25 protein-coding genes are annotated in these 25,702 nt (G+C 44.9%); 8 read left to right on the forward strand and 17 right to left on the reverse strand.

Features of this window, described 5'->3' with window-relative positions:
• The first annotated feature begins 33 nt into the window (after nt 1-33).
• The gene (locus CLHUN_RS03860; protein ID WP_080063259.1) at nt 34-444 is read left to right on the forward strand and encodes a hypothetical protein; all 411 of its coding nucleotides are present in this window, start codon (nt 34-36) and stop codon (nt 442-444) included.
• Between the two features lie 45 nt (nt 445-489).
• Nucleotides 490-855, forward strand: a complete 366-nt coding sequence (locus CLHUN_RS03865) for a hypothetical protein (RefSeq protein ID WP_080063260.1) — start codon at nt 490-492, stop codon at nt 853-855.
• On the opposite strand, the gene CLHUN_RS03870 is transcribed toward CLHUN_RS03865, so the two are convergent.
• From CLHUN_RS03870 to CLHUN_RS03890, 6 genes are all read right to left on the reverse strand, one after another.
• Nucleotides 852-1,739 carry a hypothetical protein gene (locus tag CLHUN_RS03870; protein ID WP_080063261.1) on the reverse strand — a complete coding sequence of 296 codons (888 nt, stop codon included), beginning with the start codon at nt 1,737-1,739 and terminating at the stop codon, nt 852-854. The genes CLHUN_RS03865 and CLHUN_RS03870 overlap by 4 nt on opposite strands.
• Nucleotides 1,740-1,901: 162 nt before the next feature.
• Entirely contained in the window at nt 1,902-4,055 is a 2,154-nt protein-coding gene (locus CLHUN_RS03875; protein ID WP_080063410.1) for a Tex family protein, read from the reverse strand.
• 144 nt (nt 4,056-4,199) lie between these two features.
• Nucleotides 4,200-5,129 carry a 1-phosphofructokinase family hexose kinase gene (locus CLHUN_RS03880; RefSeq protein ID WP_080063262.1) on the reverse strand — a complete coding sequence of 310 codons (930 nt, stop codon included), beginning with the start codon at nt 5,127-5,129 and terminating at the stop codon, nt 4,200-4,202.
• Between the two features lie 128 nt (nt 5,130-5,257).
• Complete coding sequence (locus CLHUN_RS22660) at nt 5,258-5,389, reverse strand: hypothetical protein (protein WP_278247521.1); 132 nt, start codon at nt 5,387-5,389, stop codon at nt 5,258-5,260.
• 87 nt (nt 5,390-5,476) lie between these two features.
• Nucleotides 5,477-6,439 carry a UV DNA damage repair endonuclease UvsE gene (gene uvsE, locus CLHUN_RS03885; RefSeq protein WP_080063263.1) on the reverse strand — a complete coding sequence of 321 codons (963 nt, stop codon included), beginning with the start codon at nt 6,437-6,439 and terminating at the stop codon, nt 5,477-5,479.
• 85 nt (nt 6,440-6,524) lie between these two features.
• The gene (locus tag CLHUN_RS03890) at nt 6,525-7,214 is read right to left on the reverse strand and encodes a DUF2238 domain-containing protein (protein ID WP_080063264.1); all 690 of its coding nucleotides are present in this window, start codon (nt 7,212-7,214) and stop codon (nt 6,525-6,527) included.
• Between the two features lie 183 nt (nt 7,215-7,397).
• On the opposite strand from CLHUN_RS03890, the gene CLHUN_RS03895 reads away from it, so the two are divergent.
• The 4 genes from CLHUN_RS03895 to CLHUN_RS03910 all read left to right on the forward strand — a co-directional run bounded on the left by CLHUN_RS03895 (nt 7,398) and on the right by CLHUN_RS03910 (nt 11,941).
• Nucleotides 7,398-7,805: a GtrA family protein gene (locus CLHUN_RS03895; protein WP_080063265.1), complete on the forward strand. Its 408-nt coding sequence runs from the start codon at nt 7,398-7,400 to the stop codon at nt 7,803-7,805.
• 100 nt (nt 7,806-7,905) lie between these two features.
• Nucleotides 7,906-8,169, forward strand: a complete 264-nt coding sequence (locus CLHUN_RS03900) for a hypothetical protein (protein WP_080063266.1) — start codon at nt 7,906-7,908, stop codon at nt 8,167-8,169.
• A gap of 191 nt (nt 8,170-8,360) precedes the next feature.
• On the forward strand, nt 8,361-10,838 hold the full coding sequence (locus tag CLHUN_RS03905) for a mannose-1-phosphate guanyltransferase (protein ID WP_080063267.1): 2,478 nt from the start codon (nt 8,361-8,363) through the stop codon (nt 10,836-10,838).
• 197 nt (nt 10,839-11,035) lie between these two features.
• Complete coding sequence (locus CLHUN_RS03910) at nt 11,036-11,941, forward strand: RluA family pseudouridine synthase (protein ID WP_080063268.1); 906 nt, start codon at nt 11,036-11,038, stop codon at nt 11,939-11,941.
• 71 nt (nt 11,942-12,012) lie between these two features.
• Here the strand turns inward: CLHUN_RS03910 and CLHUN_RS03915 are convergent, their stop codons facing one another.
• The 7 genes from CLHUN_RS03915 to proS form a co-directional block, all read right to left on the reverse strand.
• Nucleotides 12,013-12,864: a CAP domain-containing protein gene (locus CLHUN_RS03915; RefSeq protein ID WP_080063269.1), complete on the reverse strand. Its 852-nt coding sequence runs from the start codon at nt 12,862-12,864 to the stop codon at nt 12,013-12,015.
• Nucleotides 12,865-13,054: 190 nt separating this feature from the next.
• On the reverse strand, nt 13,055-15,724 hold the full coding sequence (locus CLHUN_RS03920; protein ID WP_080063270.1) for an FMN-binding protein: 2,670 nt from the start codon (nt 15,722-15,724) through the stop codon (nt 13,055-13,057).
• Nucleotides 15,721-16,335 carry a Gx transporter family protein gene (locus CLHUN_RS03925; protein WP_242656429.1) on the reverse strand — a complete coding sequence of 205 codons (615 nt, stop codon included), beginning with the start codon at nt 16,333-16,335 and terminating at the stop codon, nt 15,721-15,723. Before CLHUN_RS03925 ends, CLHUN_RS03920 begins: the two co-directional genes overlap by 4 nt.
• 13 nt (nt 16,336-16,348) lie before the next feature.
• Nucleotides 16,349-16,729: a NusG domain II-containing protein gene (locus tag CLHUN_RS03930; protein WP_080063272.1), complete on the reverse strand. Its 381-nt coding sequence runs from the start codon at nt 16,727-16,729 to the stop codon at nt 16,349-16,351.
• Nucleotides 16,726-17,763 (reverse strand): FAD:protein FMN transferase, encoded by a 1,038-nt coding sequence (locus CLHUN_RS03935; RefSeq protein WP_242656430.1) that lies wholly within the window; start codon nt 17,761-17,763, stop codon nt 16,726-16,728. Before CLHUN_RS03935 ends, CLHUN_RS03930 begins: the two co-directional genes overlap by 4 nt.
• A 25-nt stretch (nt 17,764-17,788) precedes the next feature.
• Nucleotides 17,789-19,285: an FMN-binding protein gene (locus CLHUN_RS03940; RefSeq protein ID WP_165755648.1), complete on the reverse strand. Its 1,497-nt coding sequence runs from the start codon at nt 19,283-19,285 to the stop codon at nt 17,789-17,791.
• 357 nt (nt 19,286-19,642) lie between these two features.
• Nucleotides 19,643-21,079, reverse strand: a complete 1,437-nt coding sequence (proS, locus tag CLHUN_RS03945) for a proline--tRNA ligase (protein ID WP_080063274.1) — start codon at nt 21,077-21,079, stop codon at nt 19,643-19,645.
• Between the two features lie 325 nt (nt 21,080-21,404).
• On the opposite strand from proS, the gene ispF reads away from it, so the two are divergent.
• Entirely contained in the window at nt 21,405-21,875 is a 471-nt protein-coding gene (ispF, locus tag CLHUN_RS03950) for a 2-C-methyl-D-erythritol 2,4-cyclodiphosphate synthase (RefSeq protein ID WP_080063275.1), read from the forward strand.
• 44 nt (nt 21,876-21,919) lie between these two features.
• On the opposite strand, the gene ispD is transcribed toward ispF, so the two are convergent.
• From ispD to CLHUN_RS03965, 3 genes are all read right to left on the reverse strand, one after another.
• A complete protein-coding gene (gene ispD, locus CLHUN_RS03955; RefSeq protein WP_278247522.1) occupies nt 21,920-22,633 on the reverse strand; it encodes a 2-C-methyl-D-erythritol 4-phosphate cytidylyltransferase in 714 nt (237 codons plus the stop codon).
• A gap of 102 nt (nt 22,634-22,735) precedes the next feature.
• Entirely contained in the window at nt 22,736-23,608 is an 873-nt protein-coding gene (locus CLHUN_RS03960) for a PIN/TRAM domain-containing protein (RefSeq protein ID WP_242656431.1), read from the reverse strand.
• A 194-nt stretch (nt 23,609-23,802) separates the two neighbouring features.
• A complete protein-coding gene (locus tag CLHUN_RS03965) occupies nt 23,803-24,282 on the reverse strand; it encodes a CarD family transcriptional regulator (RefSeq protein ID WP_080063278.1) in 480 nt (159 codons plus the stop codon).
• Between the two features lie 379 nt (nt 24,283-24,661).
• Here CLHUN_RS03965 and CLHUN_RS03970 point away from each other — a divergent pair, with 379 nt between their 5' ends.
• On the forward strand, nt 24,662-25,057 hold the full coding sequence (locus tag CLHUN_RS03970) for a DUF1573 domain-containing protein (RefSeq protein WP_080063279.1): 396 nt from the start codon (nt 24,662-24,664) through the stop codon (nt 25,055-25,057).
• Nucleotides 25,058-25,147: 90 nt separating this feature from the next.
• On the opposite strand, the gene CLHUN_RS03975 is transcribed toward CLHUN_RS03970, so the two are convergent.
• On the reverse strand, nt 25,148-25,672 hold the full coding sequence (locus tag CLHUN_RS03975) for a cysteine hydrolase family protein (RefSeq protein ID WP_080063280.1): 525 nt from the start codon (nt 25,670-25,672) through the stop codon (nt 25,148-25,150).
• Between the last annotated feature and the right edge of the window lie 30 nt (nt 25,673-25,702).

The raw sequence follows: 25,702 nt of genomic DNA on the forward strand, positions 1-25,702 counted from the left end.
ATCGCTGCCTGAAGCAGCGGAATGGAGAATAACATGAGTGACGACATGGGTGAAAAGATCAAGCAAATAGCAGATATGCTGGGACAGAATTCAAACCCCAACATTCCCGACAATGTCAAGGGTCTGCTTAGCATGCTCATGTCCAATGACTCCAAGGAAAAAGATTCCTCTGAAGAAGATTCCTCGGAAGAACAGTCCCAGAAGTCCAGAAGCAGCAATAACTCAAGCAGCAATGAAACAGATGAGTTTGCAGATATGGCAAGAAAAATGAAAAAAGCCATGGGTAAATTAGGTACCGGCAGTGACCCCAGGGTAAATCTGCTGAACGCAATACGGCCATACCTTAATAAAAGCAGACAGAGAAAGCTTCAAAACTGTATAAAGCTTATGAGGCTGGGCAGCTTGACTCAAATACTGGATGATTCGGAAGATCGGCCTGTATAAGGAGCATCCTATAAATAATTTGTTAATGGAATTGGAGTGGATAAAATGGTTTACAGGAAGCGTCCTTCTAAATCCCGGAGATATAAAAAAGCCGGTTCTCAGGAGAGCTCTCAGAAAGAACCGCATATTCCTGCTGCAGAGACTCCTCTTCTGGAAGGTGCAGCTATATCAACCACTGAAGAAAACAAATCCCAGGAACGAAAAAAATCCCAACCTCTGGGCTTTCTCTCCTCATTTTTCGGAGGAGACAAGATGGAAAGATCAGGAAGTCCGCTATTTTCTCTGTTTGATTTTGATCTGTATCTGGATGATCTGATACTTGCCGGCCTGATAATCCTGCTGCTCACAGATAAGGTCCAGGATGAAATACTCCTTATCGTACTGCTGTATCTGCTTTTGGATATGTTCTAACGGGCCTCTTTGTCAAGCTGGTCTTTCTGGTTCATCTTGTTGAAGGCGGAAAATACAAAGCAGACCAATACGGCGATAAATATTGTTTTGAAAACTATATTGACCACCAGCAGCACACTGCTTGTCACGCCTGATATTACCTGTGCGTTTGCCATTGAAAAGTTGGCAATGACATATACCGCATCAAATACTACAAGAATAACATCAAAAACAATGAGTCTTGATAACAAACTCCAAAAATAGTTGTCGGCTATTTTTTTTGCTGCCTTGAAATGATTCCTGGGGTGAATAAAAGCAGAGGGATACCAGAAAGATATATATTGTCTGAAGAATGCAAAACTGAAAAACAGTACTGCCAGAGTTATTATAAACAGCAGCAGGCCTCCGACTATGTTTACATCTCCGCTTATGGCATTGTCTATGAATATCGCCGCAGGTATGGTGGCCACAACAGCATAGATTACAAAAATAACTACAGAGCACAGTGTCCATAAATTGATGGAAACCATTCTGATAAAGTACCGTCTGACACCTGCCAGGAATTCACTTCCCGGCTTTTTGGCCTTTCCTTGAACAGCATTGGTCAGTATATAAAAATAGCCGGACAGCAAAAATCCGAAAATCAGGGCGGCAGCAACGACCAGAACCACCAGTGCCAGAATTATTTTTACTGCCGTTTGGGGTACAAGCACGGTGTCTACAATAAACTGGATTATATTCACATAGGCATCAAAAGGGCTTCCTGTCTTAAACATGGATATGCTGTATAAAAGTGTCATCATCAGGTATTCCACGACGCAAAGCACAGTGCTTGTTACAATTGTCAAAATCAGAATGGATGGCCTTTTGGCCAGCAAACGGACAGCATTGTTAATAGTTTCCATTTATCCGGTCCTTCTTTCATAATTCTTAATATGGCATTACAGCAAAATGCATTATTTCAAGACATAAACAGAACACATAATTCACGGGGAAAGAAAATTACAACATAAATAATACCATAATCAACCTTTCAAATAAAGTATGCATTATATTAAACCGCCGGCTCAGCCCAGCTCTCTCATGCTGAGGGATATCCTCTTGCGCTCGGTGCTGACCTCTATCACCCTCACTTTGACCACATCTCCCACAGCCACAACCTCCATAGGATTTTTAACAAATCTGTCCGCCAACTGCGAAATATGAACCAGCCCATCCTGGTGAACACCGATATCCACAAAGGCACCGAAGTCAGCAACATTTCTGACCGTACCTGTCAATACCATCCCGGGCTTCAGGTCCTCCATATGAAGAATATCGGTATGGAGGACGGGCTTTGGCAGCTCATCTCTGGGGTCTCTTCCGGGCTTCAGCAATTCACCCAGAATATCCTTAAGGGTTGGCAAACCTATTTCCAGTTCCTGGGCAATCCTGGCTTTTCCGGCAAGGTCAACCTTACTGTCCAGCTCTCCGAGATTTTTGTTCTTTACATCCGCAAGGGTATAGCCCAGCTTATTGAGCAATTTTTCAGCAGCGGCATAAGACTCGGGATGCACCGAGGTATTGTCCAGAATATTGTCACCGTCGGGGATTCTGAGAAAACCGGCACATTGTTCAAAGGTCTTGTTCCCTAGTTTTTTTACCTTTTTTATTTCATTTCTGTTTTTAAACTTTCCGTTTTCTTCTCTGTACTCAACTACGTTTTTCGCTATTGAGGAAGAAATTCCGGAAATATATGATAATAAAGGTGCAGAGGCAGTATTGAGATCCACCCCCACATTATTCACACACGATTCAACAACTCCCCCCAGGGATTCGTCCAGTCTTTTCTGATTCATATCATGCTGATATTGTCCCACGCCTATTGCTTTGGGATCAATTTTAACCAATTCCGCAAGAGGGTCCTGAAGACGTCTTGCTATTGACACGGCGCTTCTCAGGGCAACATCAAATTCGGGGAATTCTTCAGCTCCAAGTTTTGAGGCAGAGTATACCGACGCTCCCGCCTCACTGACCACCATATAGAATACCCTTCTGTCAATTTCCTTCAGGAGCTCTGCCGTAAAAAGCTCGGATTCCTTGGACGCAGTGCCGTTGCCTATGGACACTATATCCACCTTGTACTTTTCAATCAGTTGCTTGAGCTTCTTCTTTGCCTCCTCAGTCTTGCTCTGTGGAGGCGTAGGATATATTACGGTCGTGTCAAGGACCTTGCCTGTTTCATCCACTACCGCAATTTTACAGCCTGTCCTGTATGCCGGATCAAGCCCCAGTACAACCCTGTCCTTTACAGGGGGCTGCAGCAGCAGATTTCTGAGGTTTTCGGCAAATACCTTCATAGCTTGCTCCTGAGCATTTTCCGACATTTGATTCCGGATATCCCTTTCAAGGGATGGGAATATGAGCCTTGAATATGAATCTTCAACTGCAGCCTCAACATAGCCCCCCATCTCCGGATTGGTCTTTTTTACCGTCTTTCCCTTCAGATACGCAAGGCATAAGGAAGCATCCACATCTATTTTGACATTGAGAAATTCCTCCTTTTCACCTCTGTTCAATGCAAGAATCCTGTGGTTTGCAATTTTTGAAACAGGCTCCTTAAAATCATAGTACATCCTGTAAACTGAGTCTTCATCCTTTTTTGCGGAGGAAATAACCAGAGCATTTCGGTAAATTGTTTCTCTGAGCACCTTCCTGTATTCCGCATTATCTGAAACCTCCTCGGCTATTATATCCATTGCTCCGGCCAGGGCTTCCTGGGCTGAGTTTACTCCCTTTTCAGCATCCGTGTATTGTTCTGCAAGCTGATGGATGGGAGTCCTGGAAGGCATTTGGGCAAAAATTATGGCAGCCAGCGGCTCCAGACCCTTTTCCTTGGCAACTGAGGCTCTGGTTTTTCTCTTGACCTTGTACGGCCTGTATATATCCTCTATTTCCTGGAGAGCGGCAGCCTTGTCCAGTGAGAGCGAAAGTTCTTCGGTCAGCTTGCCCTGTTCATCTATAAGCCGTCTGACAGCTTCCCGTCTTTCGTCAAGATTTCTCAGATACAGCAGGCGCTCGTAAAGTTCCCTCAGTACCTGGTCGTTCAATTCGCCAGTGACCTCTTTCCTGTACCTGGCTATAAAAGGTACTGTGTTTCCTTCATCTATGAGCTTAACGGCATTCTGCACCTGAAAGGGCTTGAGATTAAATTCCTTTACCAGTCTTTCAATAATATCCATGCTTATTTCCATGCCTCCCATCTTGCACAAAACCCCATGAAAGTTACGGCATGGAATCGGTGCCACATTTTTATATTTTTCAAATTTTCTTTCAACCTTCCTCCTGTTTTTTGCTGGAATATCTGTATTCCATTTTCCCCATACCTATATTTCATAAATAGCTATATCCTGCTTTAACTGCTCAACCCTGCTTTTATTTATGACACCTATTTCTATAAATTCGGTATTTGAAGCGGCACAGGCGCAGCCAAGCCGGAAGCACTCCTCCAGCGGCAGTTCCTCTGCCAGGCCCTTGCTTATGCCTGCAACCATGGAGTCTCCCGAACCGATGGTATTTAATGCCTTAACCTCAAGGGGACGTGCCTTCAGCACTTTATCCTCCGACACCAGGAGAGCTCCTTTTTCCCCCAGCGAGGTCACTACTATGCTGACGCCCTTTTTTATAATTTCCCTGCAGGCTTCTACAATTTGGCCATCTGAACCGAACTGCCTGTTGAAATAAGTACTGAGTTCCTTCAAGTTTGGCTTTATCAGGTATGGCCCCGCCTCCACCCCTTGTTTCAACACCTCTCCGCTTGAGTCCAGCATGGTCTTGACACCAGCTTTACCGGCTTCTCTTATTAATCCGGCATAGGTGTCGGCGCCCAGTCCCCTGGGCAGGCCTCCCGAGCACACAAGGACCTTTGTGTCTCTCAGGCAAAGTCTGAATTTTTGGAGGAAAACCTCCCAGGCCTCATTATCTATGGTGGGCCCTTCCTCAAGTATTTCCGTCTCCAGGCCATTTATTTTATCAATTATATTATTATTTGTTCTGGACTGTCCTTCAACAGGTATAAAGCCTGTTTCAGCCCCCAAATCCTCCAGGCTTTTTTCAAGCCACTGTCCCGTGGACCCTGCCTTAAACCCTAAAACTCTCACAGGGGCTTCAAGTATTTTTAAAACCCTTGAGACATTTATCCCTTTTCCCCCTGCGGATTGAATGCAATTTCCCACCCTGTACAGGCTGCCAGGCGTGAAATTGTCTATCATGTATATCCTGTCAACAGCAGGACTTAGCGACAATGCTGTTATCATACAGCCTCCCTGTGTAAAATTTGTAAATCGTATTTTATTATAACACTAAATATGTCAATTGAAATGAAGCTTTTAAAAAAAATAGGAATTGGGTTTATCCCCAATTCCTATTTTTAATATTCCCAGGTTCAAACAATCCTGTTGGTGGGCTTTGGCTTTCCAGAGCCGCCTTTCTTTCCACCGCCATTGCTGTTTTTATTTTCTCCCAGTTGATCATTGTCAAAAGGAACATCATTGTTTTTATCCTTGTCCTTAGTCATTAAATACACCCTCTCTATAAAAATTCTACCTGCAAAGGTATTCCTGCTTATTCTTTACACTTTAAAACAAAAATATAATCTGCCGGATCAAATGGTAAACGTAGCATTATCCAGCCTCACAAGCCCCTTCTCAGAATTCAGCCTTTGAGAGAGTTCAAGCAGGGCTTTGTCCTTCATTTTTGCCTCAAGCATAATGTCCATATCACGGCCCAGCTTCTTTGCCAGGTGCAGGAAATCCATAAAGCCGTCATACTCGATATAGTCGGCGTGGCTTCGGAATTCCTTTGGACTTTTAGGACTTGAAAAATGTATTTTGGGCGGAAACGGCTCCCCGCTCCAGGTATCAAATATTCCTGGCAGCAGCTCGGAAAGTCGTTCTCCGTTATTGGCGCATATGTGATGGTGAACATCCAATACCATAGGAGTGCCTATTTCCCTGCACAGCTTGAGTACATCCGAGGCGGTAAAGCATTTATCATCGTTTTCAACGATTATGCGTCCCTTTATGCGCAGGGGAAGCTTTTCATAATTTTCCTTAAACCTTTCAAGAGAGCCGTATTTATCACCATATAAGCCTCCCACATGCAGTACCAGCTTGTACCTGTAATCCTCAAGTCCCATGGCTTCAAACAGTTTGACATGATAGTCCAGGTCATTTATGGAGGCCTTCAGGACTTCAGCCTTGACTGGGTTCAAAATAGTAAAGTGATCGGGGTGGGCACTTATGCGGAAATCATTTTCCTTTATATAATCTCCCAACTGCCTCAATTCCCGTTCAAACTGTCTGCAGTAATCCCAGCCTGCCAGCTCACTGTGAGTTGCCAGAGGAATGATTTTGGAGGTCAGCCTGTACACTTTTATATTTAAGGCCCGGTTATATTTTAAAATTCTGAGGGTATTCTCAAGGTTTTGCCTTGCAACTCTTTCAAGCCTGATTTTTCTGGCTGACTCATCCTTGAGCCTGCTGTAAACAGCATAAGTGACAGTTCCTGATGGTGAACAGTTCTCTAAGCTCAAGGTCATAGCAACATATCCCAATCTGAAATTCATACTCAGCCTCCGTTATTATTTATTCGCATTGCGGGTTGATTTTTAAAAATATTATCCCCCCGCAAGTGAAGAAATACTTATTGTTTTATTTCGAGACCCTCACCATATGAATTTTTTGATTTTTCCGAATCTTGATGAATATACCATTGCCCATATTGAAACAGGCACCCAGTAAGCCCATGGCTGTATCCCTCTGGGAGTCCCATATATCTCCCTGGGCCTGACTCAGTATGAATAGCTGCTGCGAACTGCTTATGGCTGCCCATAGCATTTCAGCCAGAGAATTAAGGGCACATATGGCTACAATAATGAATACGGATATGAGACAGGCCTCAATATATCTGAGTCTGAACCTGTGATAAAGAATTTCCATCACCGGCGCAGAAATAAGGAAACCGAAGGCCAGGCATACAAGCCTGTCATAGTTATTCCTGCTGAAGCCCAAGGCTCCCTTCATCCACTCTCCCACCGGACATAGGGCATACGTATAGTGAGCTCCCAGCGTGTGCAATATAAGAAAGAGCATGATACCTGCATAGGAGAGGTTTGTAAGCCTGCTGGTCTTATAAAAGGCGGCCGCCGCCGCAACAACCAGCAGGGATATGCTGTTCAGATACCACCATTGTCTGAAATCAACAGGGTTCAGTGCCAAAACGGCGAATACTATAATGTATACCATAAGCATAAGCTGCAGCGGCCTGTCTTTTTTAAAGGGTACTGCCTGTCTGGAAGCATATATCAGTGAATACTTTCTTCTTTTTAACTTCATGCTCATGCCTTTCCCGCCACCTCGCCCCAAAACAATTTTAAAGTATTATTGCGGTGGTTTATGGTAAAATTTTATATTATTATATATACTTAAAGGTGTTCAAATATGTCAAAAGTCCATTAAGGGTTTAGAGCCTCCGCAAGGTAGACTTTGGGATTCCCTGGGACAATACTGCAAAGGGAGACACGGATGGGAAAATACACCGATTTAATTAAAAAACTGCTGAACACCAGTATCATAAAGTATGGTATGGTTGGAATCATAAATACCCTCATTACCGGAATAATAATGTTTGCCCTGATGAATATATTTTCGGTATCTTTGAGAATATCAAATGTTGTGGGTTATATCGCCGGCTTTATCAACAGTTTCATACTCAATAAACTATGGACCTTCAAGGGAGTGAAATCCTCCACACTCACACAATTCCTCAGATTTACCGGTGTCTTCGCGGTATGTTTCCTGCTTCAGCACGGACTTGTGCTGGTGCTTGCAGAAAAACTGCTCATAGATAAAAACATAGCCGCTATTGCGGGAATGATATTTTATACGGGCATCAGCTATGTTTTCAACAAGCTGTTTACCTTCAAAAAATAATTTTTTATAGAGGCTTATTTCCGGAAAGATATGCAAATACTAACCTTAAAATCTCACAACTGGTATTTGTCACAATCTTTATAATATGGAGGTAGGCATCTTGAGTGAAAAAATTACAGCGTTATATACAAATCTTTACGATGCAAACAGTGCAATGGGCTCATTGAAAACAAACGGTATAAGCAAGGCCTGTCTTAACACCTCCGAGTGCGGACTCCATTTTGGAACAAGCCCCAGGCACAGGATAAGTAAATTTCCCGGAGCAGTGCCTTCCACCATGGTAAAACTTGAAATCGATGTTGGCGGGGCTGGCAGGGAAAACGCTCTTTCCATACTGGAGGGAAGTTTTGGTGTTATTGAATAGGCAGGTTTGACAGTCAATTAATATGATCCTCTTAATTTGAGAGGATTATTGTGCTGGATATGGAATATAATATTATAAGCTATATCTGATAAATACCAGTATTGTGGGGTTCGTTTTTCATTACTAAATACCGGTGCGCCCGTGCTGAGCATCCTGGTCCTCAACCGGTCCGCGCGCAGAGGGAGGTCAGTGTGAAGGCTATAATAATGGCTGGCGGAGAAGGCTCCAGACTGAGACCGCTGACATGCGATTTACCAAAACCAATGATTCCGGTTCTGAACAAACCTGTTCTGGAACACACTATTGAATTGCTCAAGCGTTATGGAGTCACTGAAATAGGCATTACACTAATGTATCACCCGCAAATAGTCAAGGATTATCTGGGAAACGGAAGAAATCTTGGAGTAAATATCACATATTTTATTGAGGAAGCCCCACTGGGTACTGCCGGAGGCATAAAAAGCGCCCAGTGGTTTCTGGATGAACCCTTTATTGTAATAAGCGGAGATTCCATTACTGATATTAATCTTGAAAAGGCAATGGAATACCATAGGGAAAAGAACTCCTTTGCTACTGTTGTTCTTTCAAGGGTGGAGGTCCCTCTTGAATACGGCGTGGTTCTGACCAACGATTCGGGAAGGATAACCGGGTTTGTGGAAAAGCCCAGTTGGGGAGAGCTGTTCAGCGATACCGTCAATACAGGCACATACATTTTTGAGCCGGAGATTCTGAACTATATTGAATGCGACAAGAACACGGATTTCAGTCGTGATGTGTTTCCATTATTGCTGGTTAACTCCAGGGCAATGTATGGATATATCTCTTCAGACTACTGGTGCGACATGGGCGACATCCGCTCGTACATAAAAGTTCATTGCGACATACTGGATAACAAAATAGCTTTGAATTTTAACGGTGAGAAAATCAAAGAAAATGTATGGATAGGCCCCGGTACCATAATTGAAGCAAATGCCGAGATTAACGGACCTTGCATAATCGGCTCCAACTGCAGGATTGGAAATGGAACACACATAGACAACTACAGTGTTATCGGCAACAATGTGACCATTGAGGACGATGTCTCAGTCATCAGAAGCATAATCTGGGACAACAGCTATGTTGATTATGGAAGTGAATTGAGGGGAGCCATACTGTGCAACAGGGTCAATCTCAAGCACTATGTTTCAGTTTTTGAAAATGCTGTTGTAGGTGAAGGCTGCAAGCTCAATGAGCGCGTCATTGTCAAGCCCAACATCAAAATATGGCCGGCGAAGACAATACAGCCCTTTGCCATAATTGACAGAAATATGATATGGGGCTCAAGGCATTCCAATAAAATCTTTGGGGATAACGGCATCTCGGGCATTGTGAACGTAGATATATCTCCGGAATTTGCCACCAGGCTTGGTGCCGCCTACGGTTCGCAATTCAAGGCCGGTTCCAGGATAGTTGTCAGCTCAACCAGCTCCAACTCTGCCCGGATGTTCAAGCATGCCTTCATCTCAGGAATACTCTCGGTAGGGATGGAAGTGTATAATCTCAGCAGCCTGCTGACCCCCATAGCAAGAACCGCTATAGGCTTTCTTGCAGTGGAGGGCGGCATACACATTAAAAATGATATTGACAATATTAACAGAATAAGAGTAGATTTTATGGATATAAGAGGTGCGGCAATAAGCAGGCTGACTGAAAGAAAAATTGAGAACTCCTTTTTTAAGGAAGACTTCCAGCGTTGTTCCTCGGAGCAAATCAGCCACCTGAACAATATTACCGACTTCAGCGATTATTATATCCGCAGTCTGAGAAGCAGGTCCGACCTGACTGTCATTACGGAGAAGAGCCCCAGGCTTTGCGTATATTCCAAATCCCAGCAGGTGCTGTCAATTGTGGTGCCCCTCTTATCGGAGCTGGGCTGTGTTATTGGAAGCTATGGGGATTATGGGGATTTCTCCTCCTTACAGGAGCAGATTAATGAAACAGACTCGGATTTTGCAGCCATACTGGATAAAAATGCAGAGCAGCTCATCTTAATGGACAATTCCGGAAAAGTGGTCAAGGATGACTTGTTCCAGGCACTAATCGCCTTGATACTTTTCAAAACCACACCCTGCTCAACTTTTTTTGCTCCCATAACCTGCTCCGATGTTCTTGAAAAACTTGCACAAAGCTATGGAGGAAGGGTAAAAAGGCTGAAGAACTGCTCGCAGGCCATTATGGATGAAATTCTTTCCCACCGGAAAGAAGCAGGCCAGGAAGCAGGCCGCATGCTGCCCCCAAGTCATGAAACCTTCCGGCCGGATCAATTCACACTGGGCTTTGATGCCATTGAGGGCTTAATAAGAATAGTGGAATTCCTGTGTTATAAGAACTGCAGCCTTGGCCTGCTGCTATCCCAAATACCCGACTTTTTCGTTATCCGGAAAAGCATCAAGTGCCCCTGGGAATTAAAAGGCCTGGTGATGAGGACAATTATTAATGAACACCGGGAAGACAAGCTTGAGCTGCTGGACGGAATAAAGCTTTATACTGAAACCGGCTGGATACTTATTGTTCCGGGAGCTGATAAACCGGTTTTTAAAATAATTGCTGAAAGCAATACCAAAAGTGAGGCAGAGGCACTCTGCAATATGTATCATGCACTTTTAGAAGAAATAATAAACAATTCATAGTACAACATTCGGCAAATAGGGTGCATAAGTTGGAGGAGATTTTTTGGAAATACAAGGCGGAGGAGTGCGGAATAATTGCTTTATTCCAATCAAGAATAATTATGTTATTCTTTTCGACAACGATGTAGTTCAAAAAAATATACCCAAATTATGTGCCAGGATTTACCGAATGTTGTACTAGTCGGAATGGAGTATAAATGAGAACTGTTATTGCTAAAGAAAAACACCATGGCAGGAAAATCGACAAGGTGATCCGTGACTTCTATCCCAACCTGTCCTCCGGCATGCTGTTTAAAGCACTCAGAAAAAAGGATGTGAAAGTCAATGGTATAAGAATCAGGGAGGATTACCCCGTTGCCGCAGGAGATATTATAGAAATTTATATTATCGACGATTTTCTGCTGGGAAAAAGCCACGAGGGTTATTCTGCAGTCTTTGAGGACGATAACCTGCTGGTGGTGAACAAAGCCTCCGGAGTGCCTGTGCATCCGGATAAAACCCAAAGTGAAGCCACACTGATTGACAAGCTTCAGGAGACCTATGGCTCTGAATTGGCTCTCTGTCACAGACTTGACCGGAACACCAGCGGTTTGGTCATACTTGCAAAAAATAATGCTTCACTTGATATTATGCTTGAAAAAATAAAGGAAAGAGAGATCAGGAAATTCTATACCTGCATTGTTTCAGGTATAATGGAAAAGCGCCAGGCGGAACTGGTTGATTATCTGGAGAAAAATGAAAAAATAAGCAGGGTTTTCATATCCCACAGAAAAACCCGGGATTCCCTCGAGATTGTCACCCGCTACAGGGTGCTGGAAACCCTTGATAATCTCAGCCTGCTGGAGGTTGAGCTGGTCACGGGCCGCACGCATCAGATACGTGCTCATCTGGCCCATTATGGACATCCCATAATAGGAGACGGCAAATACGGTAAAAATTCCGAAAACAGGCAGTATGGCTCCAAATACCAATTGCTCTGTGCCAGCAAGCTTGCATTTGATTTCAGCACCCCCGCCGGACACCTGGATTATCTCAAAGGCAAAACCCTTGCCATAGCTCCGCCCTTTGACCTTGAAAAGCTGTATGCAGGCAGGAAGCCTTGAGAATATGTTTAAAAACGGAGAAAAAGCTGAGCCTGACGGCTGCAGCTTTTCTCCGTTTTTAAACATATATGCTACTTTTTGATGAACAACTGGACAAATAGCTTTCCATAGGTGGGACTTTCCACAATCCCAATACCTGTGTAAGTGAATTTGCCATTGTATATGTTGTTGCTGTTCTCTTTCAGCCAGGCCTTTACAACCCTTTCCCCAGACTGGTTTCCTGCAATATTTTCACCTGCGGCTGTAAATTTTACTCCATACTTTTTCATCATATCAAAGGGAGTGCCGTATAGTTTGGAGGTATGGCTGAAATAGTTATTGTCCTTCATGTCCCTGGCCTTAAGCCTTGCTATCTTTATAAGCTCTTCATCCAGTTGAAGGGCTGCCAGCCCTTCTTCCTTTCTGATATTGTTTACCAGCTCGAACAAAGTCCTTTCCTCGGCAGAAATGCTTTTGACCAGCTCCGCCGAGGATTTGACAGCGGTGGTATTCTGTGCCGCCTTGACAGTTGCCGCTGTACCGGCGGAGGCCGGACTGTTCTTGGCAGCCGCTGCAGTGCCGGTTTTGCTCTGAGTTGCAGCCTGTTTTGTATTTGCAGTGCTTACAGCCTTATCAAGCTTCAGATACTGTGAGGATACCGAGCCTACATTGCCGCTGCCGCCCACATATACCGCATACCAGTCTCCCAATTTGCCCATGACTGTAACCTTTTGATTTTTTTTGAGCTTGCAGATTATATCAAAGGCAGTTGACGGGCCATTCCGCAGGTTAACCTCATTTGCAGTAATTACGCCCGAACTGCTGTCCACCTTCTGGTAAGCTTCTGAAGCATCTGCCATATACCGTCCTGTGCTTACAGGTACAATTGTAAAAACAATCGTCAATAAGACTGCAGCTATGCTAAAAAGCCTCTTCCTTTTCATAAAACCCCTCCTGATTAGATACGTATAGCTGATTGCCATCCCAAAAATGGCCTGTGTTGGGAAAACCGCCCATATGCTATAGTATTGACAGGTTTTAAAAATTTATTAACATTTTCCCATAAAAAATAAGGAACCCTCTTCAGATTCCTTATCTTCCATGAGGTCCTGCATAATCCGCGGATTTTAGGCCCTATTTGCGTATATACTTTATAATATCTGCAATATAATATCCCATATTGTCCTGCTCTATTCCCGCTGCAACAATACCCCCGTCAGAAGCCGGAACAGCATTGAAAAGCAGTCCTCCGTGGTTTGTACCGAATACAAAGCTCCAATCCACATCTCCCTTTTCCGGATTTATTGAGCCCAGCCAGCCGAATTTTCGGGAGTCCTCTCCCTCATAGCTTTCTATTGTCAGCAGAGGATGCCCGTCCGACCCCAGGTTCAAGGAGCTTATATAATCAGAATCCGCATATTTGAAATCCTTCAGCCATATTTCCTCACCTGTGGCAGCAAGCTTTGCCATGGTGACAAACTCGGTTTTGGAGCGGTAACTGTATGCCGTGTAGATATTGTCCGAGGAATCTACAACAACACCCATCTGATATGAATTCCACACCACAGGATAAAGCTTTGTCCATTTTACCTTTTTGAGATCGCCGGTAACTTTCATAACAAATACCTTGGCATCCCACTTGTTGTCACTCCAGCCTCCGTCCTTGAAGGAAAGGTCTGTGCCGTTTGAGGAACCCGCGACAATCAGATCCCCATCGCTGGTTTTTCCAAGGCTCACAACCATATCTGTCTTGTCGCTGCCAAAAATTTCGACGGTCTTTAAAGCTCCCGTTTCAATATCAAGGACTGCCAGAAGTGCATTGTGTTCCTTGAGAGCTGAGCCCAGGCTGCCCTTTGAAGCATTGGTCATACCGCCTGCCACAATTGTCCCGTTCCCCATTTCCACCGCATTATTGGCCCACATCCAGTATTGTCCGAAGGCATCATTGCTGGCCTTTCCATCTGCAGTCAGACCGTCTTCCCCGTAGGTTCTGCTCCAGATAACCGTTCCGTCCGCTGCAGAGATCAAAATGGCGGCGGCATTGGTGTCAGTTCCCTCTTCATCCTCTGCCGGCTTATCCGCATGGGCAGTATGGTAGCCGGTAAGGAAAATGCCTTTTGTGGTTTTGATTATATTTCCGTAGCGATACTCAGGTATGAGCTTTTTCCAGAGCAGGCTTCCCTTGTGGTCGTATTTCACGATGATGCCGTTTGAAACCTTGTCCTTGCTGGTGACACCAGTTGCCACATATCCCCCGTCCACTTCCTCAACATCATAAAACCAACTGTCTCCGTCAGCCGTACCCTGTCCGCCATATGCCGCAAGCAGGGAATAAGCCGTCCTGTCTTCCTGGGGAGCAGCTTCAGGGCTCACTGCAGCAAGGTTAAGGGCATATTTTGCGGCATTTATAATGCCCTTGCTGGAATAGGTGGCACTGCTGACAGTGTCCACATCCGCGGACTGCATTTCCAGCATTGAATATAGCACCTCCTCGGCAGCTTGATCCACATATGGGCGGTCCTCCCGGTTGTCTCCCAGGGTAATCTGCACAAGCCGGTTGTCCTTTATCACCGCATTTACATGCAGTCCTGCATAAAGTCCCCGTGCAACTCCCTCATAGGTGCCGTCCCGGTATTCGCCTGCCAGCCTGTCCGCTACTGCGTAGCCCTTTTGGGTCACAGCCGGTTTGAGGGCATTTTTTACCGCGTTTATAATTCCCCTGCTGGAGAAGGTAGCTCCGCTGACGGTATCCACGTCTGTTGAATTCTCGTCCAGCATTTTGTCCACAACGCAGTCGGCGGCATTGAAGTACGGTTTGTCGTCCTCCTGGCTCACTATGTCTATACCTTTCAGCTTTTTGTCTTTGACAGTTATATTTACCTTTATATCGCTTTTATAGCCGTAGGCCTCTCCGCTGTACGTACCGTCGGCCCAGCTATCCGGCTTCCTTGTCTTTGCAGCCTTGCTTCCGTCTGTAAGAAGTACTCTGGTATCCAGGCTCTTCTGTTTCAGCAGGCCTTCTATGGTAACTCCTTTAAGGGTAACGCTGCCGTTTCCCACAGAAGAGTCCGTAATCAGATTGCCTTTTATAACTGTATTGGAGAGGGAAATTCCTCCTACCGCAATTTCCACCTCTGCTGCGGACCCCAGTGAATACTCACCCTGAAAATAAAGTGTCCTTTTGTCAGCATGAAATCTGTCCAGCATTGTAACAGCTTCAGCGCGCGTCATAATTTTTTTCGGATTCAGCCTGTCCTCCGTCCCTGTCAGGTAGCCGCAGGCAATTGCCGTTGAAACAGCCTCTCTTGCCCAGGCAGATACCTTTGCCGCACCGGGTATGTTTTCCAGCACCTTTTCAGCCTTCTCCCCGGTTTGGAGTTTAGCCGCACGTACAAGCATCACCGCCGCCTCCTGAACCTTGAGTCCCGCCTCCGGAGAAACGGAGGAACTGCCGGTTCCACTTATGTAGCCCGCAGCCAAGGCCTTTGAAACATCTGCGTAATACCATGCTCCCGGCTGGATGTCGGAATATTTTGAAACTGCTTCGGAGGTATCTTTTAAGTCCAGAATTTTATTTATAAAACCCATGTACTCTCCACGGGTTATCTCCTTGTCAGGATTCAGCTTTCCCTTTTCATCCGCACTCAGCAGCCCTTCTTCCTGCCACTGGAGCATAACATTCTGAGCCCAATGTCCGCTGACATCGGTAATTTTACCCGAACCATGCGCAGCAGAAGCCTGCAGCAGCATGCCTGCGGCATAAACCACAGCCATGGCCATGCCAAATAATTTTTTTATTTTCATCTTTCCCTTCCTTTCCTTCCCTCAGCTATTTTATAATTATCTTTCCTCGACAGTTCCCGCTCCCGAGGATTTTTCAAAACATATGCCTGCTTGATCTCACCCCCTTTCCAGCGGGACAGTCTCAGCTTATCCATGCGGCCTATCAGAAACTGTGCACAAAGGCCTGTAAAGGTTCCTGACAATATCCCTGAAATAAGCAGTACAGGCAGGTACCAGAATATAGCCGTGGTTTTCATCACGGCAGCCGCCACAATTAGCTGGCCCATATTATGTGAAATTGCTCCTGCCGCACTTGAAATCCACACCTCTTTCAGGGTGAGCAGCCTGTAAAGCAGGAAAACTGTCAGAAAGCACAGTATTCCACCCCCCAGGCTGTATAAAAGTGTCATTAGCTGGCCTCCGAAAATGCTTCCCAGAAAAATCCTGCACAGCAGAATGATTAATGCATCAGAAGCTCCGAAACAGAAAATTGCGTAAATGGTTATTATATTGGCCAGTCCAAGCTTTACACCGGGGACAGGTATTACCGGAGGAAGCTGTGCCTCCACGGAAAATATTATAAGCGCCACCGAGGTAAGCAAAGCCATCCTTGAGAGCCTTCTTGTCTTCACTTTCCCAGCTCCTTTACCGAGACAGTCCGTCTATACCGCCGGCAGCCTCATTTTTAATTTTTATCATGAGCCTGTTGGGCAGGCAGACCACCATCTGGCCAGGCTTTGAAATCCACCTACAATTTACACATGATTTATCAGGGCAATCTGCTTCTGAGACACATATCCGCCCGGGCTCCACAGTGACAGTGTTAATGCCCTTTTCCCCCTTGATTTTTATGGAATACGGCTTTTTTACACTGTCCAGGGCTATGGAGTATATGGCGGAACCCTCCTGATAAATACCGGCAATTTTGCTCCCCCGGTCTTCCTTTGCCCTTCCGGAAAGAATGACCCCAAAGGAAACTGCCATTATTAAAATAAATACCAGAAGCCATATCCTTGTCCTTTTCATGGCCGGATAACAGACAAACCGCCTCCCGCAGAGGTTCCGGCAACCTTGAACCTATTCTCCAGTCCCCCTGTAATAAATATCTCTCCGCTCTCCATAATAAACACCGCTTCAAAATCCCTGTGGCTTCTCCAGAATTCAGACGCAGCTTCCAGCCCCATTACAAACAAAGAGGTGGATAAGGCTTCGCCGTAAATACCTGTATCTGTGACTATGGAAACTGAAATCAGACCGTTTTTTGCGGGATAGCCCGTTCTGGGATCAAAGATATGCCAGTATATATTTCCGTCAGTACCTTTAAAATAGCGTTCATAGCCGCCGGAAGTTATTACCGCCTTGTCTGCCACGGGCACGATCCCTATATAACCATCCCTGCCGGGGCTTTCGATACCTATCTTCCACTCTGTTCCATCAGGTTTTGTACCGAGAGTCTGTACATTCCCCCCCAGATTTACCATTGCCGAGCTGATTCCGTTTTCCTCAAGCATTTTGAGAAGCACATCTCCGGTATAGCCTTTGGCCAGACTGCCGAAATCAATCATTGCCCCCTCTGGAATAGATACGGTGGAAGCCTCTTCGTCAAACCTAATATTTCTGTAGTCAACTTTTTTTATAAGCTCTGTAATAACTGATTTATCAGGTACTTTATAATTGCCCGTGGTAAAGCCCCATTCCCTTACCAGAGGATAAATAGTCACATCCAGCAGTCCTCCCGTCATTTCCCCGAAGCTTATGCCATACTTTACAAGCCGGAGGGTGTCGTCCGACACCTTTCCGCTGCCCAATGCATTAATTGCGAATACTTCACTGGCCCTATCCGTAGTGGAAAGTGCAGCATCAAGCTCTTTAATGCGGGAGGAGACCTTTTTCATAAGCCCGTCCCCCGCACCGTAAGCCGTAACCTCCATAACGGTGTCCATGGAAAATATTGTTGCAGCAGACGGCTCAGGGCTTTGACCGGAGGCTGCCGCTCCCGCCTTACAGCCGGTGAGCAGCATAGCCTGCACTATGCATAATAAAATTATTTTTTTCATCATCCACATGTTCCCTTCCGGATGCTTCTTAATTTTCAGCCTTTTTTAACGCGGCCCGGACTGCTTGTATTATGCCTTCAGAACTGTAAGTAGCACCGCTGACAGTGTCTACGGCAGCACTCTGGGCAGAGAGCATAGCTCCGGTTATTTCCGCTGCAGCCGAAAAATAAGGCTCATCCTCGGAGGAATCCGTTATGGTGATGTGGGTTATCTTATCAGCTTTGACAGTTACCTTTACCGTGATATCCCCCACATACCCCTTGCCGGTTCCGGTGAAGGCGCCGTCACGGTATCTGGACTTTTTTTCAGAGGGAGCGGCTACCTCCGCAGCGACCTGCGGAGCTGGCTCTTTTTCAGACTTTAAGCCTGTATCCTCTTCCTCAGCCCTTCCCGAGCGGGAAATCTTATTTGAGGAGCCCGGTGCTTTCGCTTCTGTCTGCGCGTTGGACACCGGGCCCCGGTTTTCGGACACAGACTTGTCTTGGGCCTGCGCCGGCTTCTCAGAGGAAGCTGCAGTCCCTCCGTCAACAGACTGTTCGTTTTTTTCCGGCGCAGGAAATATTCCGGCAGGTTGGCTTTCCCCGGCCTCTTCCGGCTGGGACCCACTCAGCTCTTCAACCTCTTCCCTGCCTGCGGGACTCTCCTGTTCCTGCTGCAGCCGGCTGTCAGCGACCTGCCCCGAAACCGGCTTCTCTTTCACAGCCTGCTCCTTCTGGTCTGCAGCCGCCAATAGCTTTGAACCGGTTTCAACGGAATTCAAATTTATATTGAGAATAAAAACTCCCAGCAGCAGCAAAAGTACAAGGCCGGAAGCAACCGGCACAAATGAAGCCACAGGGGATAACTTTCTGACTTTCAATGCCTTTTGCACTCTCATGGCCCCATAGCCGATAAAAACCACACTGTATGCCAGTACCGTAAGACTGTAACCGCTGCGGCCGGCCATCATGGGAGGAACGGACAGCAGTATTACATGAAGGTACAGCAATGTATAAAAAAGATATGCACTTCTCTGAAGTGACTTCCAGCGTTTTCCATTCATACGCCTTCTCACTGACGGAAAAGATGTTACCGTAAGCGGAAGCATAAGGCAGAGCAGGATTATTGTAATTATTCCGGCTGCAAGTTGATAGGGCGGAAGCAGCTCAGGCCTGAGAAACATCCTTTTGAAATATGTAATTCCATATGCGGCGTTATGCGTCAGCGTCAGAAGGCTTGCCAGGATTGACAGCTCCGCCCTGACAGGCATCAGTACCCTGATGAGCCTGGAACTGTTGGGCAGCGCTCCGGTGTACATTACAATTACAAACAGTGCCGTAGGAAAGGCGCCTCTGGAGAAAAGCGGAACAGCCCACTCACGCAGCCAGGCCGGCAAATGAAAAACCATACCCGAGGCAATTCCTGCAAATACGGCACCAGCGAAAGCAATTGCCGTAAAATAGCATAAATGCGGGTGTTTTTTTATAAAACCCCGCCCGGCCAGAACAAAAACCACAGCCAAAAATAAAGATAAAATAAATAACATAAGACCTCCAATCCATGCGCGCAGCGCATTCCTGAACAAATACCGGCACCGACTTTTTACGGCTGCTCCATGTCGGCGGCGGCAACCCATATAAAAGCATCCGGCTTAAGTTAGCGTATGCTAACTTAAGCGTGCAAAAAAACCTCTGAAAAAGGTTTTAAAATATGAACCAGTTAGCGTACGCTAACTGGTTCATATTACCATGGTTTGAATTTACTGTCAAGCAGAGCTATAGAAATTTATTTGCTGCTCATTTTAACTTTACACTGGCTTAAAAAATTTAAGGACATTGCCTGCGATACACAGGAAATGCCCTTTTTAAGCCTTTCATACTGCCCCGGAAGGCATCTTTATAAATCAATACGCTTTTCCCCAGTAAACCATTGTTTTTGCAGGCTTACCGCAGCACACGCACTTGTCCGACAGCTCTTCCTGTTCAAAAGGCATACATCTTGCTGTCGCCCCGGTCTTTTCCTTGATCTGGTCTTCACATTCCTGTCCACCGCACCACATGGCCTTTATAAAGCCCGGAGTAGTATTGATAACATTTTCAAATTCCTCCAGGGAAGCTGCCGTATAGGTCTTCTTATCTCTCATGTCCCTTGCCCTTTCAAGCAGCGCTTTTTGAATATCGGCAAGAAGTTTTCCAACTGTTTCCTCAAGGCTGTCCATTGACACAAACAGCTTTTCTCCGGTATCTCTTCTGACAAGAACTACCTGGTTTTTCTCTATATCCTTCGGTCCTACCTCAAGACGCAAAGGAACGCCCTTCATCTCATATTCGGAGAATTTCCAGCCCGGCATCTTATCACTGTCGTCAATTTTCACCCTGAACCTGGACGACAGACTGCCCAGCAATTCATTTGCCTTTTCCAGAACGCCTTCCTTGTGCTGTGAAACAGGAATTATTACTAATTGAGTGGGCGCAACAGCAGGCGGCAGCACCAGTCCGCTGTCATCTCCATGTACCATGATGATTGCACCTATAAGCCGGGTAGTAACACCCCAGGAAGTCTGATGCACATATTGAAGCTGATTGTTTTTATCAGTATACTGAATTTCAAAGGCTCTGGCAAAGCCGTCTCCGAAATTATGGGAAGTACCTGATTGCAATGCCTTGCCGTCATGCATGAGGCTTTCTATGGTATATGTGGCTTTGGCGCCTGCAAACTTCTCCTTATCGGTTTTCCTTCCCTTTATGACAGGTATGGCAAGAACATTTTCACATATCTCGGCATACACATTGAGCATTTTGATGGTTTCTTCCTGTGCCTCTTCCGCAGTGGCATGCGCCGTATGACCCTCCTGCCACAAGAACTCAAGGGTCCTTAAGAAAGGCCTGGTGGTCTTTTCCCATCTGACAACAGAGCACCATTGGTTATACAGCTTTGGCAGGTCCCTGTAAGAATGGACTATATTTGCATAGTGTTCGCAAAATAAGGTTTCAGAAGTAGGTCTCACGCACAACCTTTCAGTCAGCTTTTCATCTCCCCCATGCGTTACCCAGGCAACTTCGGGAGCAAAGCCCTCCACATGTTCCTTTTCCTTTAACAGCAAGCTTTCAGGTATGAACATGGGCATATAAACATTTTCATGTCCTGTAGCCTTAAATTTTGCATCCAATGCCTTCTGAAGGTTTTCCCATATTGCATAGCCGTACGGCTTTATAATCATGCAACCCCTGACACTTGAGTAATCTACAAGCTCCGCCTTCTTTATCACATCGGTATACCACTGTGCGAAATCATCATTCATTGATGTGATGGCCTCAACCAATTTCTTATCCTTTGACATCTCAAACTCCATTTCCGGCACAAGCAAAAATCTTATCAACCCATGCTATTGAGTCAATCAGTCAGCGCCCTTGCCACAAATCAATTTTTATTTATATTGATAGCATATTTGAACATCTTAACATTTTACGCCTGGCTGCAATTAAAAGTGCCAATTTATATTATATAATATATGTAACTGGTAATGTCAATACACTTGAAGAGACATCCGGGGTATAATATAATGTGAGTGCATAAGCCGAGCCGGAGGTATCCTGCAATATTTTACCTGGCACCTTGGTTTTTGACGGCTGGACATCAATTTTATTTAAAGGGAGTGCTGCAAAATGAAAGTAGGTATCGGTCAGGACAGTCATAGATTTGACTTTGAAAATAAAAACAAAAAATTTGTTCTGGGTGGAGTGACCTTTGAAGGCGTGACTCCCTTATCAGGAAACAGTGATGCCGATGTGGTCTTACATGCCATTACAAATGCGGTTTCCGGCGTGACCTGCGTAAATATACTTGGCAGGATTGCTGACGAGATGTGCATGAAAAAAGGTATTACAGATAGTTCCGAATACCTTGTGGAAGCTTTGAAATATCTTGTGGACGTAAAAATCGTACACGTATCCATATCCATTGAATGCTCATATCCAAGGATCACTCCTAAGATACCCGAAATGAGAAAGGTAATTTCAGGGCTGCTGGGCATTCCTGAAAACAGTGTGGGAATAACGGCAACTTCCGGGGAAGGCTTGACCCAATTCGGCCAAGGTAAGGGTGTCCAGGCATTTTGCATAGTTACTGCCCTTTAGGGAAGTGACTCGGGTACTTTTTCAGGCAGTTGCGGACAGCCCTCTCACATGCTGTCCAGGATAGACTGGCCAATTATCAGGTCCTCAGGTGTTGTCATTTTTATATTCCTGTAGCTTCCCTCCAGTATTTTAACCGGAATACCCAATTTTTCAACCAGCACCATGTCATCTGTTCCCAAATAGTTGTTTTTTATAGCCTCTTCATGGGCTTTCATAATTATGTCGTAGGCAAAGCTCTGGGGTGTCTGAATACTCCAAAGACGGCTTCTGTCCGGTGTTGAGGAAACGAAGCCCTCCATGTCGGATATTTTTACGGTATCCTTCACCTTCACGCCGACACCACACGCACCGAATTCTATGGCGGCGCTGATGCTGTCTGCAATATTTTCAGAAGTCACAAAAGGTCTGGCCCCATCATGTATCAGCACTATGCCGCAGCAGCCCTCTATGGCACAAAGGCCCTTGTATACTGAATCCTGCCGTTCCGCACCGCCGCTCACCAAGGCTTTGACTTTTGTCAAACCGTACTTCTGCACGATGTCTTTCCTGCAAAAGTTAAGGTCCTCTTCATTTATGACCACAATTATTTCGTCAACCTCCCGGCACTGCTGAAAAACCCCAATAGTCCGCGCAAGTACGGGAATGCCCCCCAGCTCGATATACTGCTTGTTTATGCTGGAATTCATCCTTGTGCCCTTTCCTGCCGCTGTGATGACCGCGGTCACTTTTCCGGGAAATCCGTCCTTGTATATCTCCAAAACCCAAGCCTCCAATATTATGACTGCCTGCCGCATTTGCAAAAGCACGTCGGCAGGCAAAAATCAGTAGAAATCAATTTTCATATAAACCAGGTTCTCCGTTCATCTTGCAGGCTTTGCGAAAACCATTCTGCCGGCAGATGTCTGGAGGACACTTGTAACCATCACAGGGATGGTCTCGCCCAGAAATTTCTTTCCTCCCTCAATAACAATCATGGTGCCATCTTCCAGAAATGCCACACCCTGACCCGCTTCCTTGCCGTCCTTCACCACCTGCACACTCATTTCTTCTCCAGGCAGAGCTATAGGCTTTACAGCATTGGCAAGCTCGTTTATGTTTAAAACCTTTATACCCTTTAATGCTGCCACCTTGCTGAGATTATAGTCAATTGTAACAAGCTTTCCCTTTAGCTTTAAGGAAGCTTTCATCAACATCTCATCCGCTTCAATATTGCTGTAATCAAACTCTTCGATTTTTACGGTATGGCTGCTGTCCTTCTGAAGCAGATTCAGTATATCCAGGCCTCTTCTTCCCCTGGCCCTTCTAAGACTGTCTTCGGAGTCGGCTATATGTCTGAGCTCCTCCAGGACAAAAGACGGCACAATCAGTTCTCCGTCTATAAAGCCGGCGGAGCATATATCCAGAATCCTGCCGTCAATTATGGTGCTGGTATCAATTATTTTGGGGATATTCGGCGAAGCCTTGCTCTCCTTGAACAAATCAAAGAAATTCTCGTTTCTCTTTCTAAGAGAAAGTCCTATGCCAGTCAAACTGAATAAAATGTTTATTATAACTGCAAATGGAACTCCTATTATTTGAATTTTGATAATGGGTATGCTTATGAGATTTGCAACGATCAGACCAACTATGAGGCCCAGGGCACCTAGCAGCATTTCGGACAAGGTAATGCTTTGAATTCCGTTTTCAACTTTATCAATAAAGCCTCCCACAAATCCTATTATCTTGGTAGCCATAAAGTAAAACACGGCGCAAAATGCCAACGAAAATAAAACGAAAATTATTACTTTAAAATTTTCGCTTAAATTTATATCATTGCTTATAAAAATTGTACGTAATATTGTGAAACCGGTAACAGCACCTAGAATAGAAAAAGAAATTTTTATAATCCTGTTCAGCACGATAGCTCTCCTTCAAAAGGTATTTTTACTCAGCCATAAAGATATTCCTGAATTTTGCTCTCAACTTCATGCTGATTTAAACCTTTTGCCAGAACAAGTTCGCTTATGAGTATTTGTTTTGCACTGGTTAGCATTTTTCTCTCCCCTGTGGAAAGACCTCTCTCTTTTTCACGCTGCATCAGAGACCTGACCACATCTGCCACTTCAAAGATATCTCCGCTTTTTATTTTTACCATGTTCTCTCTGTAGCGTTTGTTCCAGTTTGCAGATAATTCATGCTGTCCGCTTCCCAGTATACTGAAGACCTTATCCGCGTCAGAAATGCTTATTACATCCCGAATTCCTATATCATTTACATTATTTGTAGGTATCATGACCTTCAGGTCTCCGATAGGGATTTTCATAACATAATAGCTGCATTTCTTTCCCAATATTTCCCGCTCTTCAATAGACTCAATAACTCCTGCACCGTGCATAGGATATACAATTTTGTCCCCTACGTTATACATAGTAACCTCCAAATAAACAATGCAATAATATTCGTCTTTTGTATATCCCGGCTTAACAAAAAATCAGATAGAATCCGGTGTGTTAAGCCAAGTGCAATATGAATACAAGGCTATTCAGATCGCAGAACACGTGTTTTGTTCATTTTTGATGGTAAAATACTAAAAACGCACCATAATCCTTTGAGTGCGTTTGATTGTCCTTTTCCGGTATTAATTTGTCATAGGACAAGTATACTACAAACTATAGGCCTTGTCAAAATCCATTGGGAATAAATTTAAATTTTTTCCATTTTCCAAGTAAAATATTTGTTTTTGTTTGACAGTGTCTCACTAATGAAAGTATAATAAAAATAGACATCCAAATATTGAGGTGAACCGCATGAAAGATATTCTTATTGATGATTTTCAATACACCGCACAGGAATTATTGGTTAGAAATAAAAGCATTCTTGATCTGTTAACAAAATATCAGGATTCAAACTCCAGAGTAAACAGAGCTATTATCAAGTCAGTTACTCAGTGCGGCTGTTTGACCATATCTGCCCATAAGCAGGAGATTCCCGAAGATGCCAGCTTTGACGAAATGAAGAGTTCGGCTGATACCCATGTGGAAGGAACCCTTTGCGAAAATTGCAGAGATGCCATTGAAAGAGATATGGGAAGGAATATGTTTTATCTTGCATCCTTGTGTAATGCAATGGATTTGAATTTATACGATATCATACTCAAAGAAAATGACCGAATACGTATGCTCGGTAAGTATAACCTGAGATAACAGGCTGGCATGAACGCCAGCCTTATTTTATTGTGCGGGAAAGCCATACATTTCCTGTTCCTGGACAAGCATTGAAATTGCCCATGTGCTTTAAAGTCCGTCAAGTACCTGTCCGGTGGTTTTCAAAGCCGCTATTCCTCTTAATATGCCGTTATGGTGATTAATGATTTGGTCTGCAGATAATATGTAGCTGTCAAAGGTGGTATGAGCATCCGTTACAAGTGTGAGGCCATACCCGTTGGAATAAGCTGCTCTGCAGGTGGTATCAACGCAAAATTCAGTTTTCATGCCGGTGATTATCAGCTTTTCAGTCCCCAGGCCACTGAGAACTTCTTGCAGGTTAGTACCATAAAAGGAATCCCATTCTGATTTTTTTACCACCGGTTCTCCTGACACAGGTGCAACTTCCGGACATATTTCCCAGGCCCTGCTGCCTTTGTCAAAAACGCCTGCTCTGGTATGCTGTACGAAAACCACAGGGACTTTTTTTGCTCTGGCTCTGTCCTGCATGGCTTTTATGTTTTTCAGTACTGCATGGCTGTTGTGCGGCTTCTGATTTTCAGGAGAAAACAGGCCAATCTGAGCATCGATTATAAGTAGTGCTGTTTTGTTCATAACTCCCTCCAGTTTCAAGGTTAACTTAAA

The organism is Ruminiclostridium hungatei (genome assembly GCF_002051585.1).
Lineage (GTDB): Bacteria > Bacillota > Clostridia > Acetivibrionales > DSM-1351 > Ruminiclostridium > Ruminiclostridium hungatei.

What these genes read in the sequence shown, in the direction of transcription:
- CLHUN_RS03870 (WP_080063261.1), bottom strand. Translation starts at nt 1,739, where the DNA reads ATGGAAACTATTAACAATGCTGTCCGTTTGCTGGCCAAAAGGCCATCC.
- CLHUN_RS03930 (WP_080063272.1), bottom strand. Translation starts at nt 16,729, where the DNA reads ATGAAAAGGACAAGGATATGGCTTCTGGTATTTATTTTAATAATGGCA.
- CLHUN_RS03860 (WP_080063259.1), top strand. Translation starts at nt 34, where the DNA reads ATGAGTGACGACATGGGTGAAAAGATCAAGCAAATAGCAGATATGCTG.
- uvsE (WP_080063263.1), bottom strand. Translation starts at nt 6,439, where the DNA reads ATGAATTTCAGATTGGGATATGTTGCTATGACCTTGAGCTTAGAGAAC.
- CLHUN_RS03935 (WP_242656430.1), bottom strand. Translation starts at nt 17,763, where the DNA reads ATGATGAAAAAAATAATTTTATTATGCATAGTGCAGGCTATGCTGCTC.
- CLHUN_RS03970 (WP_080063279.1), top strand. Translation starts at nt 24,662, where the DNA reads ATGAAAGATATTCTTATTGATGATTTTCAATACACCGCACAGGAATTA.
- CLHUN_RS03965 (WP_080063278.1), bottom strand. Translation starts at nt 24,282, where the DNA reads ATGTATAACGTAGGGGACAAAATTGTATATCCTATGCACGGTGCAGGA.
- CLHUN_RS03875 (WP_080063410.1), bottom strand. Translation starts at nt 4,055, where the DNA reads ATGGATATTATTGAAAGACTGGTAAAGGAATTTAATCTCAAGCCCTTT.
- CLHUN_RS03865 (WP_080063260.1), top strand. Translation starts at nt 490, where the DNA reads ATGGTTTACAGGAAGCGTCCTTCTAAATCCCGGAGATATAAAAAAGCC.
- CLHUN_RS03880 (WP_080063262.1), bottom strand. Translation starts at nt 5,129, where the DNA reads ATGATAACAGCATTGTCGCTAAGTCCTGCTGTTGACAGGATATACATG.
- CLHUN_RS03940 (WP_165755648.1), bottom strand. Translation starts at nt 19,285, where the DNA reads ATGTTATTTATTTTATCTTTATTTTTGGCTGTGGTTTTTGTTCTGGCC.
- ispF (WP_080063275.1), top strand. Translation starts at nt 21,405, where the DNA reads ATGAAAGTAGGTATCGGTCAGGACAGTCATAGATTTGACTTTGAAAAT.
- CLHUN_RS03920 (WP_080063270.1), bottom strand. Translation starts at nt 15,724, where the DNA reads ATGAAAATAAAAAAATTATTTGGCATGGCCATGGCTGTGGTTTATGCC.
- CLHUN_RS03975 (WP_080063280.1), bottom strand. Translation starts at nt 25,672, where the DNA reads ATGAACAAAACAGCACTACTTATAATCGATGCTCAGATTGGCCTGTTT.
- proS (WP_080063274.1), bottom strand. Translation starts at nt 21,079, where the DNA reads ATGTCAAAGGATAAGAAATTGGTTGAGGCCATCACATCAATGAATGAT.
- CLHUN_RS03915 (WP_080063269.1), bottom strand. Translation starts at nt 12,864, where the DNA reads ATGAAAAGGAAGAGGCTTTTTAGCATAGCTGCAGTCTTATTGACGATT.
- CLHUN_RS03910 (WP_080063268.1), top strand. Translation starts at nt 11,036, where the DNA reads ATGAGAACTGTTATTGCTAAAGAAAAACACCATGGCAGGAAAATCGAC.
- CLHUN_RS03895 (WP_080063265.1), top strand. Translation starts at nt 7,398, where the DNA reads ATGGGAAAATACACCGATTTAATTAAAAAACTGCTGAACACCAGTATC.
- CLHUN_RS03960 (WP_242656431.1), bottom strand. Translation starts at nt 23,608, where the DNA reads ATGGCTACCAAGATAATAGGATTTGTGGGAGGCTTTATTGATAAAGTT.
- CLHUN_RS22660 (WP_278247521.1), bottom strand. Translation starts at nt 5,389, where the DNA reads ATGACTAAGGACAAGGATAAAAACAATGATGTTCCTTTTGACAATGAT.
- CLHUN_RS03890 (WP_080063264.1), bottom strand. Translation starts at nt 7,214, where the DNA reads ATGAGCATGAAGTTAAAAAGAAGAAAGTATTCACTGATATATGCTTCC.